The organism is Halobacillus naozhouensis, assembly GCF_029714185.1.
Lineage (GTDB): Bacteria > Bacillota > Bacilli > Bacillales > Halobacillaceae > Halobacillus_A > Halobacillus_A naozhouensis.
This window is the reverse complement of sequence record NZ_CP121671.1, coordinates 3,077,953-3,097,095: the sequence shown is the minus strand read 5'-3', so window position 1 is coordinate 3,097,095 and position 19,143 is coordinate 3,077,953. Positions and strand designations below refer to the sequence as shown.

Annotated in this window: 17 protein-coding genes; 14 read left to right on the top strand and 3 right to left on the bottom strand. The window is 41.8% G+C overall.

Annotated elements, in window-relative coordinates; all coding sequences use genetic code 11:
- The first annotated feature begins 86 nt into the window (after positions 1-86).
- Genes P9989_RS16170 through melA form a run of 3 tightly spaced genes read left to right on the top strand, consistent with a single transcriptional unit; the run spans position 87 to position 3,105 of the window.
- Complete coding sequence (locus P9989_RS16170; RefSeq protein ID WP_390305006.1) at positions 87-926, top strand: carbohydrate ABC transporter permease; 840 nt, start codon at positions 87-89, stop codon at positions 924-926.
- Entirely contained in the window at positions 926-1,756 is an 831-nt protein-coding gene (locus P9989_RS16165) for a carbohydrate ABC transporter permease (RefSeq protein ID WP_283078952.1), read from the top strand. The genes P9989_RS16170 and P9989_RS16165 overlap by 1 nt, the downstream gene beginning before the upstream one ends.
- Positions 1,757-1,785: 29 nt before the next feature.
- Positions 1,786-3,105, top strand: coding sequence for an alpha-glucosidase/alpha-galactosidase (gene melA / locus P9989_RS16160; protein WP_283075896.1), 1,320 nt, complete (start codon positions 1,786-1,788; stop codon positions 3,103-3,105).
- A gap of 74 nt (positions 3,106-3,179) precedes the next feature.
- On the opposite strand, the gene P9989_RS16155 is transcribed toward melA, so the two are convergent.
- Positions 3,180-4,352, bottom strand: a complete 1,173-nt coding sequence (locus P9989_RS16155; RefSeq protein ID WP_283075895.1) for an IscS subfamily cysteine desulfurase — start codon at positions 4,350-4,352, stop codon at positions 3,180-3,182.
- Between the two features lie 84 nt (positions 4,353-4,436).
- Here P9989_RS16155 and nadB point away from each other — a divergent pair, with 84 nt between their 5' ends.
- The 3 genes from nadB to nadA are packed head-to-tail and all read left to right on the top strand — an operon-like array spanning position 4,437 to position 7,937.
- Positions 4,437-5,999, top strand: coding sequence for an L-aspartate oxidase (gene nadB, locus P9989_RS16150; RefSeq protein WP_283075894.1), 1,563 nt, complete (start codon positions 4,437-4,439; stop codon positions 5,997-5,999).
- Positions 5,980-6,834 carry a carboxylating nicotinate-nucleotide diphosphorylase gene (gene nadC / locus P9989_RS16145; protein ID WP_283075893.1) on the top strand — a complete coding sequence of 285 codons (855 nt, stop codon included), beginning with the start codon at positions 5,980-5,982 and terminating at the stop codon, positions 6,832-6,834. The genes nadB and nadC overlap by 20 nt, the downstream gene beginning before the upstream one ends.
- Positions 6,831-7,937 (top strand): quinolinate synthase NadA, encoded by a 1,107-nt coding sequence (gene nadA, locus P9989_RS16140; protein WP_283075892.1) that lies wholly within the window; start codon positions 6,831-6,833, stop codon positions 7,935-7,937. Before nadC ends, nadA begins: the two co-directional genes overlap by 4 nt.
- A gap of 110 nt (positions 7,938-8,047) precedes the next feature.
- On the opposite strand, the gene P9989_RS16135 is transcribed toward nadA, so the two are convergent.
- Both P9989_RS16135 and P9989_RS16130 read right to left on the bottom strand, forming a co-directional pair.
- On the bottom strand, positions 8,048-8,464 hold the full coding sequence (locus P9989_RS16135; RefSeq protein ID WP_283075891.1) for a DoxX family protein: 417 nt from the start codon (positions 8,462-8,464) through the stop codon (positions 8,048-8,050).
- A 268-nt stretch (positions 8,465-8,732) separates the two neighbouring features.
- Positions 8,733-9,812: a PRK06851 family protein gene (locus P9989_RS16130; protein ID WP_283075890.1), complete on the bottom strand. Its 1,080-nt coding sequence runs from the start codon at positions 9,810-9,812 to the stop codon at positions 8,733-8,735.
- A gap of 202 nt (positions 9,813-10,014) precedes the next feature.
- On the opposite strand from P9989_RS16130, the gene P9989_RS16125 reads away from it, so the two are divergent.
- The 8 genes from P9989_RS16125 (at position 10,015) to P9989_RS16090 (ending at position 19,001) form a co-directional block, all read left to right on the top strand.
- On the top strand, positions 10,015-10,299 hold the full coding sequence (locus tag P9989_RS16125) for a YhdT family protein (protein WP_283075889.1): 285 nt from the start codon (positions 10,015-10,017) through the stop codon (positions 10,297-10,299).
- Positions 10,296-11,765 carry a sodium/pantothenate symporter gene (gene panF, locus P9989_RS16120; protein WP_283075888.1) on the top strand — a complete coding sequence of 490 codons (1,470 nt, stop codon included), beginning with the start codon at positions 10,296-10,298 and terminating at the stop codon, positions 11,763-11,765. Before P9989_RS16125 ends, panF begins: the two co-directional genes overlap by 4 nt.
- 216 nt (positions 11,766-11,981) lie before the next feature.
- The gene (gene hutP / locus P9989_RS16115; RefSeq protein ID WP_390304849.1) at positions 11,982-12,422 is read left to right on the top strand and encodes a histidine utilization transcription antiterminator HutP; all 441 of its coding nucleotides are present in this window, start codon (positions 11,982-11,984) and stop codon (positions 12,420-12,422) included.
- 94 nt (positions 12,423-12,516) lie between these two features.
- Positions 12,517-14,034, top strand: a complete 1,518-nt coding sequence (gene hutH, locus P9989_RS16110; protein WP_283075887.1) for a histidine ammonia-lyase — start codon at positions 12,517-12,519, stop codon at positions 14,032-14,034.
- A 30-nt stretch (positions 14,035-14,064) separates the two neighbouring features.
- Positions 14,065-15,396 carry a Na+/H+ antiporter family protein gene (locus tag P9989_RS16105; protein ID WP_283075886.1) on the top strand — a complete coding sequence of 444 codons (1,332 nt, stop codon included), beginning with the start codon at positions 14,065-14,067 and terminating at the stop codon, positions 15,394-15,396.
- 484 nt (positions 15,397-15,880) lie between these two features.
- The gene (locus tag P9989_RS16100) at positions 15,881-16,750 is read left to right on the top strand and encodes a YitT family protein (protein ID WP_283075885.1); all 870 of its coding nucleotides are present in this window, start codon (positions 15,881-15,883) and stop codon (positions 16,748-16,750) included.
- Between the two features lie 131 nt (positions 16,751-16,881).
- Positions 16,882-17,919, top strand: coding sequence for an acyltransferase (locus P9989_RS16095; RefSeq protein WP_283075884.1), 1,038 nt, complete (start codon positions 16,882-16,884; stop codon positions 17,917-17,919).
- A gap of 254 nt (positions 17,920-18,173) precedes the next feature.
- Entirely contained in the window at positions 18,174-19,001 is an 828-nt protein-coding gene (locus tag P9989_RS16090) for a CHY zinc finger protein (protein WP_283075883.1), read from the top strand.
- Positions 19,002-19,143: the final 142 nt, after the last annotated feature.

Below are 19,143 nucleotides of genomic sequence, written 5' to 3'. Positions count from 1 at the left end.
AAATGGTCAATAAATCACAACGTGCTATTGCTCGGCAAGAGGAGGCCAAGCCCCGGAAAAAACGGCGGCAAAGATCCCTTTGGTGGATGTATCTTCCGGCCTTAGTCGTAGTCAGTGTGTTTATCATCTACCCTTTTTTAAATGGAATCCGTATTTCTTTCACAGATTGGAATGGATTTTCTCAAACTAAAAATTGGGTAGGTCTTGAGCAATATAAGCGTATGTTCCTGGATCCTAATACATGGCTGGTGGTAAAAAACACTTTACTTTATGGAATCGGAAGTACAATTTTTCAAAATGTGATCGGGCTTTTATATGCCCTGTTGCTTAATAAAAGCATTCGATTAAAGTCATTAACCCGAACAATTATTTACCTTCCTGTCATTATCAGTCCACTTGTGATGGGATATATTTGGTATTTCTTTTTTGCTTATCAGGGAGGAGCATTGAACGATGTGTTGATGTTATTTGGTTTCGAGAAAATCAATGCATTAGGCAACCCTGACGTAAATACGTGGATTATTGTTTTTGTGAATACCTATCAATTTGTAGGTATAGCGATGATTATCTATCTGGCAGGTTTGCAAAGCATATCGAAAGATTATTACGAAGCTGCTGTGAACGATGGTGCTTCGGCGTTCCAGAAGTTTAAAAATATTACGCTGCCTTTATTAATGCCCGCCATCACCATTAATGTGATACTCAATATCATTGGAGGGTTGAAACTATTTGATGTTATTCTTGCTCTTACTGGTGGGGGGCCAGGCAATGCTTCGCAGTCGATGTCAACATTTATGTATTCCTTATATTTCAGCAGACAAGATGCGGGCTACGCAGCCACACAAGGTGTGTTAATGGCGTTTATTACTTTAGTCTTCAGCCTGCTTGCTCTAGTTTACTTTAAACGCAAGGAGGTTGATGCTTGATGAAGAATAAGGAGAAAAAATCCAGAAGATTTTTCACAGTCGTGGCCCTTATCGTAACGTTGTTTCATCTCATCCCCTTTTATATATTAATTACAACATCGCTGAAAGCTAGCAATGATTTCAGTTCTAAATGGGTACTGCCAAGCTCGATTCATATTGAAAATTTTATGAAAGCATGGGAACAAGCAAGCCTGGGCAATGCGTTTATTAACACAACCATTATTACAGCAGGTGCAGCCCTGTTATTGATTGTGTTCGGATCACTAGCAGCCTACCCGTTAGCAAGAATGAATACACGATTGAACAAATTCGTCTACTTTTTGTTTATTGCCATCATGATCGTTCCCCCACTAACAGCACTCGTTCCTTTGTACAAAATGGTCGTCGATATGGGAATGATGAATACACATGAGATAGCAATTCTAAACAATATGGCAGCATTCTTGCCGTTAACGATTTTCCTTTATGCCGGGTTTATTCGCTCTACTATTCCTAAAGAGCTTGAGGAAGCGGCGAAAATCGACGGTGCAAGTACATTAAAGATATTCTTTAAAGTAGTTTTTCCGTTGTTAAAACCGATTACTGCGACCGTATTAATCATTTCCTGTGTATTTATCTGGAATGACTATCAATTTGCGATATTCTTCCTGCAAGATGAAAGTGTTCAAACATTAACAGTTGCTTTAGCAAGCTTTTTTGGACAGAATCAAAGCAATCTTAACTTAGTCGCAGCGGCCGCCATTATGTCAATGCTGCCGATGACGATTCTGTTTCTCTTTTTACAAAAATACTTTGTGGCAGGTCTATCTTCAGGATCTGTTAAAGGATAACAACTTTTTATATAGTTAGGAGAGTGTTTATGTCGAAAATTACATTTCTAGGTGCAGGGAGTACAATTTTTGCAAAAAATGTTCTAGGAGATTGCATGTTAACACCAAGTATTCAAGGGTTTGAATTTGCTCTCTATGATATTGACCTACAACGATTAAAAGATTCCGAGAATATGTTGAATAACTTGAAGAAGAGTCTTGGCAGCGATGTTACTGTGAAATCCTATACGGATCGTAAAGAGGCGTTAAGAGACGCGAAATATGTCGTGAATGCCATTCAAGTCGGAGGGTATAAGCCTAGTACTGTGATCGACTTTGAGATTCCGAAAAAATACGGCCTTCGTCAAACAATCGGTGACACAGTTGGGGTAGGCGGAATTTTCCGATCACTTCGTACCATCCCTGTTATGCTGGATTTCGCAAAAGACATGAAGGAAGTTTGCCCGGATGCGTGGTTCTTAAATTACACAAACCCAATGGCTTCGTTAACAGGTGCGATGCTGCGGTATACAGGTATTAAAACAGTAGGGTTGTGCCACAGTGTCCAAGCTGCCATTCCAGATCTGTTTAAGTCTCTTAACATGGATACGGAAGGAGTTCAATGGAAGATCGCCGGAATTAATCACCTTGCCTGGCTGCTTGAGGTGTCTAAGGATGGGAGAGATTTGTATCCGGAAATTAAAAAACGTGCAGTGGCTAAACAACAAGAAAAACACGAAGATATGATTCGTTTTGAATTAATGAATCGATTTGGATATTATGTAACGGAATCATCAGAGCATAATGCGGAATATCATCCGTATTTTATAAAAAACAATTACCCTGACCTAATTAAGAAGTTCAATATTCCTCTTGATGAATATCCACGCCGTTGTGAAGAACAAATTGAGAAATGGGAGAAAATGAGGGAAGATGTTGTTAACAATCAAAATCTCACCCATGAACGCACTCACGAGTATGCTTCTTATATTATTGAGGCTATGGAAACAGATAAACCGTTTAGAATTCACGGCAATGTACTTAACACAGGAGGGTTAATCAGTAATTTACCTGCAAATTCCGTTGTCGAAGTGCCGTGTCTTGTTGATCGAAACGGAGTGAATCCATGTTATGTGGGAGATCTTCCCGAACAGTTGGCCGCCTTAAATCGAACCAATATTAACACCCAGCTGTTAACGATAGAAGCTGCAATGACTGGAAATCGGGAACATATTTATCATGCTGCAATGCTCGACCCACACACAGCTTCGGAGTTATCTATCGATGATATCGTCTCCCTCTGTGATGACCTTATTGAGGCCCACGGCGAAATGCTGCCGAATTTTCAACAGGAAAAAACTTTGGTATAAAGAATGTAGAAAGCCCTCGCATAAACTTATGTGCGAGGGCTTTCAGTCTAGAAAATCAACATTCAAATCGAAACTTACGCTAGGTCGTTATCTCCACAAACCGCATCATTCTCATACAACTTTCTTCCGCTCGCGATCACTTCCTTAAGACAATTCGCCAGTCCGATCGCATCATCCACTGATTGATCAACGCCAAACGATATCCGTATGAAAGTTTTCGCTTCCTCTTCAGTAACCCCCATCGACAGCAATGTTTTCGGAGCGCCGTTGTTTCCTACTTGACATGCGCTTCCTGTTGAAAAAAAGTAACCACGCCTATTTCCCTCGAGCATCACGTGTTGACCGTCGGTTTCCTGGATGCAAAGACCGACTACTGGGACAGAGGACTCCAACCCTGAACCTACCACTTTTACAGAATCCCCCATATCATCTAAGGCATTTAAAAACTCCTTCTTTAATGTCGTGATTTGCTGCTGATTGTTCTCCATATTCGTGACACTTATTTCTGCGGATGTTGTGAAAGCTGCAATACCTGGAGTGTTCAGGGTACCCTGTCGGACGCCGCTCTCGTGAGACACGTCCGGCAAAAAAGGAGTGAACGAAATGGAAGGACGTATGTACAAAGCACCCACACCTTTTGGGCCGTAGATTTTATGGCTGGAAATCGAAAAACTATCGACTAATGAAGCGACTTGACTAAGATCTATTTTTCCAAAAGATTGCACACAATCACTATGCAAGAACACTCGATTTTCCTTGCAAATCTCAGAAATAGATTCAAGCGGCTGGATCGTTCCGATATCCGAATTAACGTGCTGGATTGAGACGAATACGGTGTCTTTTCGGACCACCTGCTCTAGTTCTTGTACATCTATTGCTCCTTCCTTAGTCAATCCCACTTTACTGACTTCGTATCCTTCTTCCTCAACCAGCTTTGCCGTTATGTTATGAATCGAGGAGTGTTCACCTGCAGAGATTACTATATGCTTGCCCCTCTCGGCATGGGCGAGAGCGTATAAAGCTAACAGGTTACTTTCTGTACCACCGCTCGTAAAGGTAATTCCCTCCGCACGAACATTCAATAATTCCGCTAACCTTTTTCGACAATGTTCTGCTAATCCATCAGCTTTTGATCCTGCATCATGAACACTGCGGGTATTGCCGAAGTATTCTTGAGAAGCTTTTATGTAGGTTTGTAAAGCTTCCTCGTTCATTGGGCAAGTGGCTGCATAGTCAAAATACTTCATAATTGATGATCCCCCTTAACAAATCCCTTGTATTCCATTAAAATATATGTAAAGATATGTGTCAATACATATGTAAATAAGGAGATGGATGATTTGCGGAAAGCGGATGTCATCATTGTAGGAAGCGGGATCGCCGCCTTGCAGCTTGCCGTACATATTTCCAGGCACTCGCATGTGATTATTCTCACAAAGTCAAAAATGCAGCAAAGTAATTCTTTCTTGGCTCAAGGAGGGATTGCGGCTGCACTAGGAGAGAACGATCATCCTGCTTCGCATTATCAAGATACAATTGAAGCGGGAAGAAATGTGAATAGTCACCGGGCTGTCTGGCAACTTACTGAAGAAGCACCAGGTATCATTCAAGAGTTAATGTACTGGAAATGTCAGTTTGACTATGACGAGGAAGGAAACCTTCAACTGGGAAGAGAAGGAGCACATCGCCATGCTCGAATTATTCATGGTGGCGGTGATCAGACAGGGCGTAAGATTGTTGAGAGTCTGGTAAAAAATTTGCGGTCTAATATTCAAATATTTGAAGAGGAATCGGTATATGAGCTGCTCATTCAGAAGGATGGTTCTTGTTACGGAGTGAGAAGTAAATCGAAGGGCGGAGACGTGTACAACATCCTGGCTCCCCATGTGGTTTTGGCAACAGGAGGCTGTGGTCAGCTTTATTCATTTACGTCAAATGCCCAAGAGGTGACAGGAGACGGGATTGCGTTAGCCTACTGGGCGGGAGCTACAGTGAAGGATATGGAATACGTGCAATTCCATCCTACACTGCTGTTCAATGATGGAAAAGCACAGGGGTTGATTTCGGAAGCTGTTCGCGGAGCAGGGGCGCGGCTGGTGGATGAAGGGGGCAGCTATTTGATGGACGGTGTTCACCCTTCTCGTGATTTGGCGCCCAGACATATCGTCGCCCAAACCATTTTTAATTCGATAGAGAAGGGCCGTCCGGTTTATTTAGATGTTTCATCTATTGCTAATTTTGACCGAAAGTTTCCATCGGCAGCAAGATTGTGTACCCAATTTGGGGTGAAAGAGAAAATACCTGTTGCTCCAGGATGTCACTTTCTGATGGGTGGTGTGGAAACGGACCATGTAGGCAGAACGAATGTTCCTGGTCTCTATGCGATCGGGGAGGTGGCTTGCACGGGAGTACATGGAGCTAATCGCCTGGCCAGTAATTCTTTGCTGGAAGGGTTAGTGTATGGGCGACGGTTAGCTCAGCATTTGTCGGTACAGGACCGGCTTCCTTTTTTTCCAGGAATACCAACGCCAGCTGATCCTTCAAGCCCACCTCCCCTGAAGCTGCCTGTGAAGGAAGAGATTCAGAGAACAATGATGAACCGGGTGGGGATTGTTCGTAACGAAGACTCTCTTAAGGATCAACTCAGTTGGATTGATTCGTTTGAGATTGATAAGTGGGTGGCAGCCGATTTCAGTCATCTTACTAAAACTCAATGGGAGGTCGTTTCCATGCTGCAAACTTCCTGGCTGATTACTACAGCTGCTTTAGAACGCACGGAGAGTCGAGGAGGTCATTACAGAAGCGATTTTCCAATTGAAAATAAGGCATGGGAGAAACATCATCTAACAAAGACATTAGAAAAGAGGATCGCAAATGAATCAGTTCAAGCTTAAACGGGCCTTGGAGCATTTTTTCATTGAAGACATAGGTGATCAAGATGTGACGAGTGATTATTTATTTGAGGACAGCCATGAAGGAAGCGTTGTGTTTGAAGCAAAACAGTCAGGAGTGCTGTGTGGAACGACTATCATTTTGGCCGGCTACCGATTACTGGACCCAACGGTTAAGGTGAATCTACTGAAAGCAGAGGGTGACTGGATAAAGAAAGGTGAAACGATCGCCGTGGCTCAGGGAAAATGGGCTAGTCTATTAAAAGGGGAGCGCGTAATCCTGAATCTGATCCAGCGAATGAGTGGGATTGCTACCTTTACACGTGAAGCCGTTTCTAGACTTAATAGTGATCATACGAGGATTTGTGATACACGAAAGACGACACCCGGCCTTCGTATGTTCGAAAAATATGCTGTTCGAACTGGCGGCGGATTTAATCATAGAAACGGTTTATACGATGCGGTGATGATTAAAGACAACCATATTAGTTTTGCAGGATCTATTACCAGGGCAGTGGAAAAGGTTCGCTCTAAGACGGGCCACATGGTGAAAATTGAGGTTGAGACCGAAACGGAGTCTCAGGTGCTTGAAGCTGTCGAAGCAGGAGCAGATTGTATCATGTTCGATAATTGCAGTGTGGAAGAGATTCATAGATTCGTAGAGCTTGTTCCTGACCATATTACGACAGAGTCTTCGGGGGGGATTGCGGTGCAGGACCTTTCAAGATATAGCGACTGTGGGGTTGATTATATTTCGTTAGGGTGCTTAACACATTCTGTGCCTGCACTGGATATAAGCGTCAATGTGGAGTCAGATAAGGGGAGGATTGAGCAATGAATATTTTTGAAACACTGGAAAGTTCATCACCGACAATACCAGAAAGATATTTGGAGATGGACAACAAAGAGCTGAGTGAACGTGTTCAGCAAGTTAAAGTGCAAATGGGGACGCGTCTGTTTTTACCTGGACATCATTATCAAAAAGATGAAGTTATAGAATTTGCCGATGTCCGCGGTGACTCCTTAAAGCTCGCTCAAATTTCGGCATCTCAACATGAAGCGGAAGCCATCGTGTTTTGCGGGGTTCATTTTATGGCGGAAACAGCTGATATTTTGACAAGAGATGATCAGAAGGTGTACCTGCCAGATATGCGGGCAGGCTGTACGATGGCTGATATGGCGAATTTCACTCAAACAGAAAAGGCATGGGAACGACTTATGAAGGATTTCGATGACACGATTCTTCCTTTAACTTATGTCAATTCAACGGCTGCGATTAAAGCGTTTGTTGGAAAACACGGAGGAGCTACTGTTACCTCATCGAACGCGAAGCAAATGATTCAATGGGCGTTCACTCAAAAAGAGCGGATCTTGTTTTTGCCTGACCAGCACCTTGGTCGAAATACAGCTTACGATCTCGGTATTTCACTGGATGATATGGCTGTGTGGGATCCTATAAAAGAAGAGCTAGTCTATGAAGGGGATTTCGATGATGTCAAAGTCATCTTGTGGAAAGGTCATTGCTCGGTTCATGAAAACTTCACGGTTGCTAATGTATGGCAAGTTCGGGAACAAAATCCTGATATGAACATTATCGTTCATCCTGAGTGTCGCCGGGAAGTCGTAGCGTTGTCTGACGATGCTGGTTCTACCAACCATATCATCAAAACGATTGAACAATCACCACCAGGCAGTTCATGGGCGATCGGTACTGAGATGAATCTCGTTAATCGAATTATTAAGGAGCATCCGGACCAGCACATTATTTCTTTAAATCCTAACATGTGCCCGTGTTTGACCATGAACCGAATTGACCTGCCTCATTTGGCCTGGTCGCTTGAGTCCATCGCGCAAGGAGAGCCAACTAATTTAATAGAAGTAGATAAAGAGATTGCGATAGATGCTGAACAGGCACTTCAGCGCATGCTAGAAAGGATATAAAAAGACCGGGTGTAAACCCCGGTCTTTTTATATCGATAAAGAAGCGAGTTTTTATAAAAGTCTGCTAGTCAGTAACTCAATGCATGATTTTTACTAAATGCTATGATAATTTAAGCTGCAGATTTTTGTACGTCTGACTCTCTTGATAAAATCTGATCGACTGCCCATAGTTTGTTACCATTTAACAGAAGATAAATAGACATGGCGAATAGCGCAAGGTCAAATTCAAAGCCAGCTGCTTGTCCGCCACCAAGTAATCCATTTGCCAGCTTTACTTTAATAATAGCTACCACCATAATGATGGCAAGCAGTGCGGATACAATTCGTGTTCCTAACCCAAGGATTAAAGCAACTCCTCCAATGAGTTCTGTGAAAGCCACAACATAGGCAAGAAAACCTGGTAAGCCTAGATCAGCAAACATGCCTACCGTATTTTCAATACCACCTTGAAACTTTGCGAATCCGTGAAAAAAGAAAATAACCCCTAACGTCAGTCTTAGGACTAGACCGCCAACTTCCTGTTTCATTGCATAAATTACCTCCTGTTTTATTAGTTCAATAATTAAATTATTCAAATTTACACTTTGGCAGACCGTCAAATGACTCGATTACTGCAAAAGTAACAAAATTTAGTTGAATAGGCAAAAAAACGTGCAAGAACCTCATTGGTTCTAGCACGTTTTCAAGTTTTATAAAAGTCACCACTTGGTGTTAAAAAAGTGCCGTTTTAAGCGACTATATTGGATCATATCGGCCATTTTCTTTGTTACAGCATCAACTTTTATTTTAAAGTTTTCATTTTTTCCCGATCTCCATTTGAATCGATTCAAACAGGCTATCTAGTACTGATGTGTCTACAGCATCTTGATAAATAGAGGCAAGTTCATCGTCGTGTTGTTTTGCTTCCTTCAAGAAAGCGACTCCTTCCTTCATATAAGACTTATACCCACGTGTAAGGTTGCTAATTTCATCCGCATATTTTTCATCAGTGCCAGGTGTAACGGCTTCGGCGTACACATCGACGATTTCATCACTTTCACGTTCAGGGAAGTATTCATGTGGATCGGTACTGTCAAAAATACAAAATCCTAATTCGCGAACAATCACCATGTCTAAACTGACAGGATCAAACCCACAATGGTAAATTTCCACGTCATATCCGAGGTTTTCACCGGCAGCAGCTATTTTTTTAAGAATTGTAGACTTGCCTGTACCTGCGCGGCCTTTAATGAAATATCGTTTATTTAAATCTTCGGTTAAGTTTGGAATATAATCCGTTACCCCTTCTGGAGTGGAGGCACCAAAGAAGCGTCGCTTCACTACAGGATTGGTATCAGAAGTGCTTTTAGTGGTAAAGAGGTGGTTAATTAAGTCATTTGTTAACTGGTCAGCTTTTGCAAAATTCATTTCATCAATGTAGATTTCCTCTAACTCGTCATGTATCTCAAGCCCTTTTTTAAATGAATTAACGGCTTCAAGACGAGCTTTTTTTATTTTATTTTTTAATGATAAAATCTGGTCTTTCTGATCCTTTAATTGATCAAAGTTAATCGCTGCATTCATATTGATATACTCGACATGATCTAAATCGAAGTTTAGTAATGGGGTTTCTGCACCATAAATTCCTATTTTTAATTGAGGAATAATAATGCCGTCCAATCCCTGATTGTCAGTCGAAGTGTGAATGGCTTCTACATTGAAATCCTTTTCTTCCCATTCCTTCAGCAACTTCTTCATCACGTCAACTTTTCCTGTATAAGGTAAGCCCTGGAGCATAAAAACTTGATCAAGTCCCTGAAAACTAAAATCATATAAAGGATAAAAGCCTTTAGCTGTATAATCGCCGGCAAAATAATGAATAACTTTTCCTGGCATTTTAACACTCCTTTGAATCCATTATTCAATCCTGATCTCACTTTATAATGTAATGTATGCATTCGTCTTGTATAGGTGAATAACACGATTGGGGCACAGGGTTTCGACAGCAGTAAAAAATTGTAGAATAAACAGTTTCCTTGTTGAGAGGGCAAACAAATCTGGTACACTAAGGTAAACATATCGGTATGGAGGATGAGACATGTCTGGAAAGAATAAAGACTATCGTTTTACCATAGCAAATCGCGAGGCTTTAATTGGTATTGCGTTAGCAGTGATTAACTTTGTTTGGTGGTATGGTTTTGCGTACGGACTAGGCAGCAAATCCCCGGAAAACTATCATTTTGTACTAGGATTGCCAGCGTGGTTTTTTTATAGTTGTGTAGTAGGATTCATACTTATCGTGGCTCTCGTAATAGTAGTTGTAAAATTCTTTTTCGTGGACGTACCATTTGAAGAAGAGAAAGACAGAGGAAATGAGTCATGAATGAAGCTGTGATTGTACCATTGATCATTTTTTTAATCCTGATTTTTCTAGTTGGGTTCATAGCTAGCGGATCCTTAAGGAAATCCAATCATGACTTCTTAGAAGAATACTTCCTGGGTGGACGTGAGTTGGGTGGATTTATTTTAGCGATGACCATGACAGCTACATATGGGAGTGCAAGTAGTTTTATAGGAGGACCCGGGGTAGCTTATACAGAAGGATTAGGCTGGGTCTTGCTTGCCATGTCCCAAGTGGTTACCGGCTATTTTGTACTGATGATTTTAGGGAAAAAGTTTGCTATCATGTCACGAAGATATAACGCGGTGACTTTGACTGATTATTTAAAGGGACGTTATCAAAGTAAATGGGTCGTTCTGATCGCAGCAGTCAGCATCATTATTTTTCTATTCTCAGCGATGGCTGCTCAATGGGTAGGCGGTGCTCGATTAATCGAGTCATTAACAGGTTTGCCTTACCATACGGCATTATTCATATTTGCCTTATCTGTCCTCGTTTATGTGGTGATCGGCGGTTTCCGGGCGGTGGCGTTAACAGATGCGGTCCAAGGAGTTGTGATGTTTGGAGGAACACTGATTCTTCTCGTCGCTACGATTATCGCGGGTGGAGGTATTCCTGATATTATACAAGGATTAGCTGCAGAGAATCCAAATTTAATTACACCGTTTGGAGCAGAAGGTAGTTTGACACCTACTTATGTTTCTTCTTTCTGGATTCTTGTAGGCGTAGCAGTAGTCGGGCTGCCTCAAGTTACTGTACGGGCAATGTCCTATAAAAGCTCGAAAGCCATGCATCGGGCCTTAATTATTGGAACGATTGTCGTTGGATTTATTATGTTGAATATGCATTTAATCGGAGTATTCGCAAGACCAATTCTGCCGGGGATTGAGGTAGGCGATAAAGTGATGCCGTTGATTGCCTTAGAAGTGTTGCCTCCATGGCTGGCAGGTGTCGTCTTAGCTGCACCAATGGCAGCTATAATGTCAACAGTTGATTCATTACTGCTTCTAGTCAGTTCCTCTGTCGTTAAGGATGTTTATGTCAATTACATCAAGCCTGATGCTTCTCCCAAAAGAGTGAAAACGTTAAGTTTAGGGGTGACATCACTGCTGGGAGTCCTCGTGCTCTTAATGGCTTTAAATCCCCCAGATCTCCTGATATGGCTTAATCTGTTTGCCTTTGGCGGGTTGGAAGCAACGTTTATCTGGCCTGTTGTGATGGGGTTATATTGGAAAAAGGGTAATAAATATGGCGCACTATCCTCAATGGCTGTTGGAGTCATTTCCTATATTGTGATTCAGCAATTCTTCCCAACACCATTTGGGATGCATAGCGTCGTTTTACCGATTGCCTTATCGTTTATCGCCTATGTATTCGTCAGTCTTGCGACGAAAAATATGGCCTTGGAAGAATATGCAGCACAACAGAAAATCGAAAAAAACTTATAAATTACAATAACTACCACCTCAGGTCATCCATAAATTGGATGACCTGAGGTGGTAGTTTTATCCAGATTTCTTTGCTTTCCTTTATTACGCTGCTTCATCAGCATGATAATATGATAAAATTTACCAAATAACTATTGACAGATAATTTAGAAAGCGTTTACAATTTAAATAGCTAATAGTTAGTAGTTGATTCTTACGTTGAATTAGGTGAAGTGAATGACGCAGAAGATTCCGATTGGAAAGTTAGCCATGCTGGTCGTTTCCTTAACACCAGCAGAGTTAGAGCCATTTACTTCACAGCTGAAAGATGTGGAGTACTGTCAGGGAAGAGCAGGCTCGATGAATATGCAGAAGGTGATTTCAGCGGTAGAAACAGCCGCGAAACGCAGTCAAATTATCTCTGATGAATTATACCGAGAAACACATGCTTTGTATCACGCGATTTTAGAAGCGCTCGAAGGGGTCATGCGCGGGCAACTTGGCGCAGGAGATATGATGCGGACAGTAGGCTTACGGTTTGCGATTGTCCGAGGCTCTCCCTATGAGCAATTGGATGAAGGAGAATGGCTGGCTGTCGCTTTTTACGGAACAATTGGCGCACCAGTAAAAGGTCTCGAGCATGAAACATTCGGACTAGGGATTAATCACATAGGGTAACAGCTGCCTATAGTCATGAGTTATGAGGAGGCGGCAATGGTATTTCGTATGCCATTGCCGTCTCTTTTTTTTAAGACTGAAAGGAGTAATGAAATTGATTCAACTAAATGGTTCAGATTTAACACTACAGCAAATGAAAGGCATTATTTACGACGATGAGTTCGTAGCCATTAATCCAGATAGCATGGAAAAAGTACGGAAAAGCAGAGAAGCCGTAGAGAGAATTGTCGAAAGCGGGGACACCGTATATGGAATTAACACGGGCTTCGGAAAGTTTAGTGATGTTCGTATTAAGGATAAGGATGTTGATGAGCTGCAACTGCATTTGATTCGATCACATGCCTGCGGGGTAGGAGAAGCGTTTCCCAATGTAGTGAGTAAAGCAATGATTGTATTAAGGATGAATGCTCTACTGAAAGGATTCTCTGGAGTTCGACCATGTGTGGTGGAACGTTTGCGTGATCTCGCCAACGAGAATATTTTTCCTGTCATTCCCAGTCAAGGATCGCTCGGAGCTTCAGGAGATCTTGCTCCACTTTCCCATCTGGCCCTGGTGCTCGTAGGAGAGGGAGAAGTTCACTATCGTGGTAAAATCAGATCCACGAAAGAGGTCTATCACCTGTTGGGCTATGAACCATTGACCTTAAAAGCAAAAGAAGGACTCGCCCTTATTAACGGCACACAGGCGATGACGGCGATGGGAGTGATCAATTATCTTGCCGCAGAACGATTAATCGACCAAATTGACTGGATCGCTGCCATGACGTTGGAATCACTACAAGGAATTATCGATGCCTTTCATCCAGCTATTCATGAGGCTCGCGGGTATCCTGAACAAATGGAAGTAGCTGAAAGAATACGTGCGATTACTAGTGACAGCAAACTTATCACCCACCAGGGTGAAAAACGCGTGCAAGATGCCTATTCCCTTCGCTGCATTCCTCAAGTTCACGGGGCTTCGAGACAAAGTCTTGCCTATGTGAAAGAAAAACTGGAGATTGAAATGAATGCTGCCACCGACAACCCACTCATTTTTGATGATGGAAAAACCATCGTATCTGGTGGGAATTTTCATGGCCAGCCGATTGCCCTTGCAATGGATTTTCTAAAAATTGCTGTAGCGGAAATAGCCAATATTTCTGAACGACGTGTGGAGCGGCTCGTAAACCCACAGCTTAATGATCTGCCTGGATTCTTAAGCCCTGATCCAGGTCTTCAATCAGGAGCCATGATAATGCAGTATGTTGCTGCGTCGCTCGTATCGGAAAATAAAACACTGGCTCACCCGGCAAGTGTAGACTCAATTCCGTCATCTGCCAATCAGGAAGACCATGTTAGCATGGGTACGATTGGGGCGAGGCATGCCCATCAAATCATTGTCAATGCACAAAAAGTGGTTTCCATTGAAATGATTTGTGCGATGCAAGCCCTTGAGTATCGCGGATCTTCCTTAGCTTCTATTTCTGTTCAAAATCTATTTGCCAGAGGAAGAAAGGTGGTTCCGACCATAATCGAAGATCGTGCGTATTCAAAAGATATAGAAGCCCTTGCGACATGGTTGAGCCGTGATCAATATGATTGGACGATCCAACATAAGACGATATCTAGTTAATATGTAATCGAAATGCAGAGGGGGAATTAGATGTTCACAAATGCTGTGATTATAAGTGTTATCGTTATGGTAGTTCTAAGCTTAGTACGGATCAATGTTATTTTTGCCATCTTAATTGCAGCCATAACAGCTGGTCTGGTCTCGGGGATGAGTGTATCGGATTCGGTAGCTGTTGTGGTTTCAGGTATGGGAAATCAGTCGAATACAGCACTCAGTTACATTTTACTGGGCATATTCGCGGTCATGATTGGACTGTCAGGGATCACGAGCATTTTGGTCAACAAGATGCTCAAGGTGATTGGACACCGAAAATTGATGCTCGTTTTTACGATCGCTGGGCTCGCTTGTCTTTCTCAAAATGTCATTCCCGTCCATATCGCCTTTATCCCGATCTTAATTCCGCCTTTGCTCTCTTTATTTGATCGGATAAAACTGGACAGACGAGCTGTGGCATCGGCGTTGACATTTGGTTTGAAGGCTCCTTATATTATGATTCCTGCAGGGTTCGGCTTGATCTTTCAAGGGATCATTCGTGATGAAATGGCCGCAAATGGAATGAAAATTGCTCTAAACAAAGTGACCATGGCTATGCTGTTCCCGGGAGCAGCCATGATTGTTGGTTTATTAATCGCCTTACTTATTACATATCGCAAGGATCGGGTTAGCCGGGACGGGAAGGATGATCCGAAAATCGCTGATGATGAAAATATTCCGGAAGACGTCTTTCATCGAAAAGAGGTTTCATGGGGATTACAGCATTGGATGACGATTCTCGCTATTTTAGTAGCTCTGGGTCTTCAGCTTTATACAGATTCCCTCGTAATTGGAGCACTTGCAGGAATTATCGTTATGTTTGTGACCAGGGTTGTTAAATTTTATCAAGGTGAGCAAGTTGTTCAGGATGGGATTGGAATGATGGGAATGATAGCCTTTGTCATGCTGATTGCGTCAGGTTATGCCACTATTTTAAAAGAAACAGGTTCAGTGCAGTCACTTGTCGATCAAACGGAAGGACTTCTGAATGGATCGCATTTATTGATTGCCATCGTGATGCTTTTCGTAGGGTTATTAATCACCATGGGGATTGGTTCCTCATTTGGTACGATCCCAGTCATTGCTGCATTATATGTACCTATTTGTATGGCAGCGGGATTCTCACCAATGGCTACGGCTGCCTTAATCGGTACAGCAGGGGCGTTAGGTGATGCCGGGTCCCCTGCTTCAGACAGTACACTCGGGCCAACATCCGGTTTGAATGCAGACGGCAAGCACCATCATATTTGGGAAACATGTGTACCAACCTTTCTGCATTACAATATTCCACTATTCATCTTCGGAATCATTGCAGCAGTGATATTATAATCGCCTTTGTGAGCCATCCAAAAAGATGGATTCAGCTTGTAGAGAAACTTCTTTTTTCTCTACAAGCTTTTTTGTGCCAACATCGAACTTCCTCGTTTATGTTGCCCGAGCTTAGCTTGCTCGTGAAACCCACACTCCGGGGTCTCGGATTGCCCATTTTTCCACAAGGAGTCTCGCAGTACTAGCCCTTACGTATTCGAAAAAACCCTCCTTCACCTAGCTGGCGCAAGCTAATCCTCATACTTCTGTTGTTTATCAAAGAGAATTTAAGCAAATGCTGGGAGCCGTTGATACACGCGTAGACTCCTGCATCAACAGTGCAAAAGTTTGCCACCGTAGCACAAAAGTTCGAGGAGACTCACGGGTCACCCGCGGAAAGCGAAGTGTGTATTAATGGCGGACGTTCAAGGCAAGAACAGGGATAAGAGATTTACCGAATTTTATGTTAGAATAGTGGAGTTCGTCGAAGAAAGGATGAGGTAAGATGACACAACGTTCACCACAATTAAAGCTATTCATTGAATATTGTTATATTATTATCGGTTCAGCTTTCGTTGGCTTATCGTATAATATGTTCCTGTTACCGGCGAAGCTTGCTTCAGGCGGTGTGTCTGGAATCAGTACCATCTTATATGAATTGTACAAGTTCAACCCAGCGTACGTTCAATGGGCCATCAATATTCCATTGTTTATTTTAGGGGTTATTTTACTTGGAAAGGATTTCAGTTTAAAGACGTTAGTAGGAACATTATTTGTACCTTTTATCATATGGCTTAGTGCTGACATTCCCTTCAAAATTGATAATCCCCTGCTGGCCGCGATTTATGGCGGGATTCTGTTAGGTGTCGGACTGGGTACGGTTTATCGAGGAAAAGGATCAACAGGTGGAACAGCCATGATTGCCCAGGCTTTGAAAAAGTACACCGGACTATCGAGTGGATTTTCTCAGTTAATTGTGGATGGTTTCGTTGTCATCACTTCCGCTATTGTATTTAATCTGGAGCTCGCCCTATTCGCAATGATGTCAATATATGTAACGAGTAAGGTGATTGACTTTGTTCAGTTGCAAACATCACCATCGAAGCTCGTTCTCATTATATCTGAGAAGGAAGAGTTAATTCAGTCGATTATTAAAAATGAAATTGACCGCGGATTAACAAAAATAAGGACGGTTGGAGGTCATTCCAATACAGAGAAAACTATGATCCTGTGTGTTGTTGAACAGGAGGAAGCTATCTATTTGAAAAAAGCTCTCCAAGAGAAGGAACCCACTTCGTTTATTGTTTTCCTCAATGCGTCGGAAATCCTCGGCCGCGGTTTCTCACTATCAAAACTTTATGAAACTGGAAAATGACACTCCCCCTGATAGGATCATCTATCAGGGGTTTTTCAATTCTGTTTCATTTTCGTTACGCCGCTCACCAACAGAATATTGAGAACGAATAGATATCTCACTAGCAGCGTTTTTAAAGTGAGGTTTTTGTTATGAAACGAGTTTCAACCATCGATTTTATTAAATTTATCGCTATGTTTTTTATTGTTTATATTCATTCCCATTCCTTTAAGGAAGTGGATTTCCTCGGAATCAACGGTGAGCGAATTGACTTCTTTATTGATACATTTGCCCGCTTTGGAGTACCATTCTTCTTTATGGTGGCCGGGTATTTAGTGGTGAACCAGGTCGAACGAAAGGGCGGACATTATTTTCCTAAGTATATCTCTACTTTAATTAATTTGTACGCTGCTTGGTTCCTGTTTTTCTTTATGTATGACTTAGTCATAGTGATCGTTGAAAAGGGATTCTCGAGTGAACCGATTATTGAATATATCAGCACCTTTTTAACGTTGGATATTTTTTATTATGGAGCAGGCCACACGCAGTACCACCTTTGGTATTTACCGGCGGCGATTTGGGCCATGATTATTTTTGCTCTTTTTTACTATTTTGATAAAATCAGACTGTTACTAGTGATCAGCTTTATATTATATGTCATTGGTTTGTTTGATCAATCGTACTCAGGAATTTATAATCTTAGCTTTGAATCTCGAGATGGAACATTCTTTGGGGTTTTTTATGTAACACTTGGTGGCACAATTGGTAAGTATCAGACCTACTTTATAAAGTTCTCCCATCAATGGAAGCCATGGGTATGGGGACTGGTGTTTATAGGCCTTTCAGTTCTGCAATTCCTTGAAAGACACATCACGGCTCACGAACTTGGTGGAAGCGGCGGGAATTATTTTATTTCAACCATTTTCGTATCGTTATCTTTATTCATGTTCATCCTGAGACTGCCCCATATAGGGAAAGAGTCGACCATTAACAAAGTTGGCAAAAATACAGTAGGAATTTACGTGATCCATACAGCGGTTATGGATATAACAAACCGACTGGTTGATTATGCCGGTTTCAGCGTAATCAGGGAAAATTTACTTTGGGGGCTACTTTTCACCCCTTACTTATTCTTGGTATCTTATTTACTGTATATAAGCATTCAACGTCTAAAACCAAAGTATATATAAGATGAAACCTCATACTAATGTTAAGTATGAGGTTTTTCAATTTATAAGGCGAAGTCACTATGGAGGAGGAAATTAAGGTAGATTCTGCTACTAGTGAAATTCAGTTGCAGGCGCGAATGACTAGGCTCAAGCGTTGAAGGTGCTGTCTCATTTATTACGATTATTCCAAGGGAAGACCGTTATCAAATTTAAAAAGTTAATATCCATGAAACGAACCGAAACAACTTTAAGTAGTGGAAAGGAAGAGTGATAGAATGATTTGTTCAAATTGTAGTCATGAACAAGAATCCGGGAATTTTTGTAGGGTTTGTGGAGTAAAAATATCGGAGGAGTCTGTACCGCAGCCAGAGGGGTCCTCACGACTACAAGAACAACAGCAAGCTCATGCCGCCGTGACGGTTGTACAGCCGCAAACTGACAATATGGCAAAAGCAAAACAGCTCTCCGCCCAGTTTGGAAGAAATGCCTTGCAGATGCTTAAAAGACCGTCGACTGCTTTTAACTTAACGGAGAGGCAATTTGTTTCAAGTCTCGTAACAATGGCTATTTATATTTTGGCGTTTATGTTGAGTTTGTATTTTCTGGTCAATAAGTTATATAAAGTAACAATAGGCGGATTCGGATCCTTTATGGGTGAAGTGAATATCCAGCAATCACTCCCATTTTTCAAGGTAGCAGCGCCTATCTTTCTCTTTGTCTTTTTATTTATTACTGCAGCTACTGTTACGGTATTTCTAGTCTTGAAAATGATGAATATTAACCTTTCTTTCCCAGAAGTAGTTGCCCAATACGGCGGGCTCATGGTGCCGTTTACAGCTTTAAACGTTATAGCGATTCTGTTTGGGCTTAGCGGTTCAATTGGTTTCACGCTTGTTTCATTGAATATTTCGCTTGTATTTACTGTATTTATATTACCGGCTATTGCAGTCTATCATCATGGATTAAGCAGCCAATTTGAGACCAGAAATGTTTATTGGAGTATTGGTACAAGTGCTGTTACTATGTTACTCACTTATTTCATTGTTCAAGCCTTTGTGCTGGATTTTATGGAGCGGCTACAGGGATTGGCTAGTTTCCTATAATTAGATCCCTTCACCTTGAAAATAGTTCCCCTGTTTGTAGACTTCTAAAATGTCTGAAACTGGGGGAATTTTTTATGTTTAAAATTAGAGAGAAGGCACAAAACCAATGAAACAACAGATTTTAAAGAGTTCTGAAAATTCA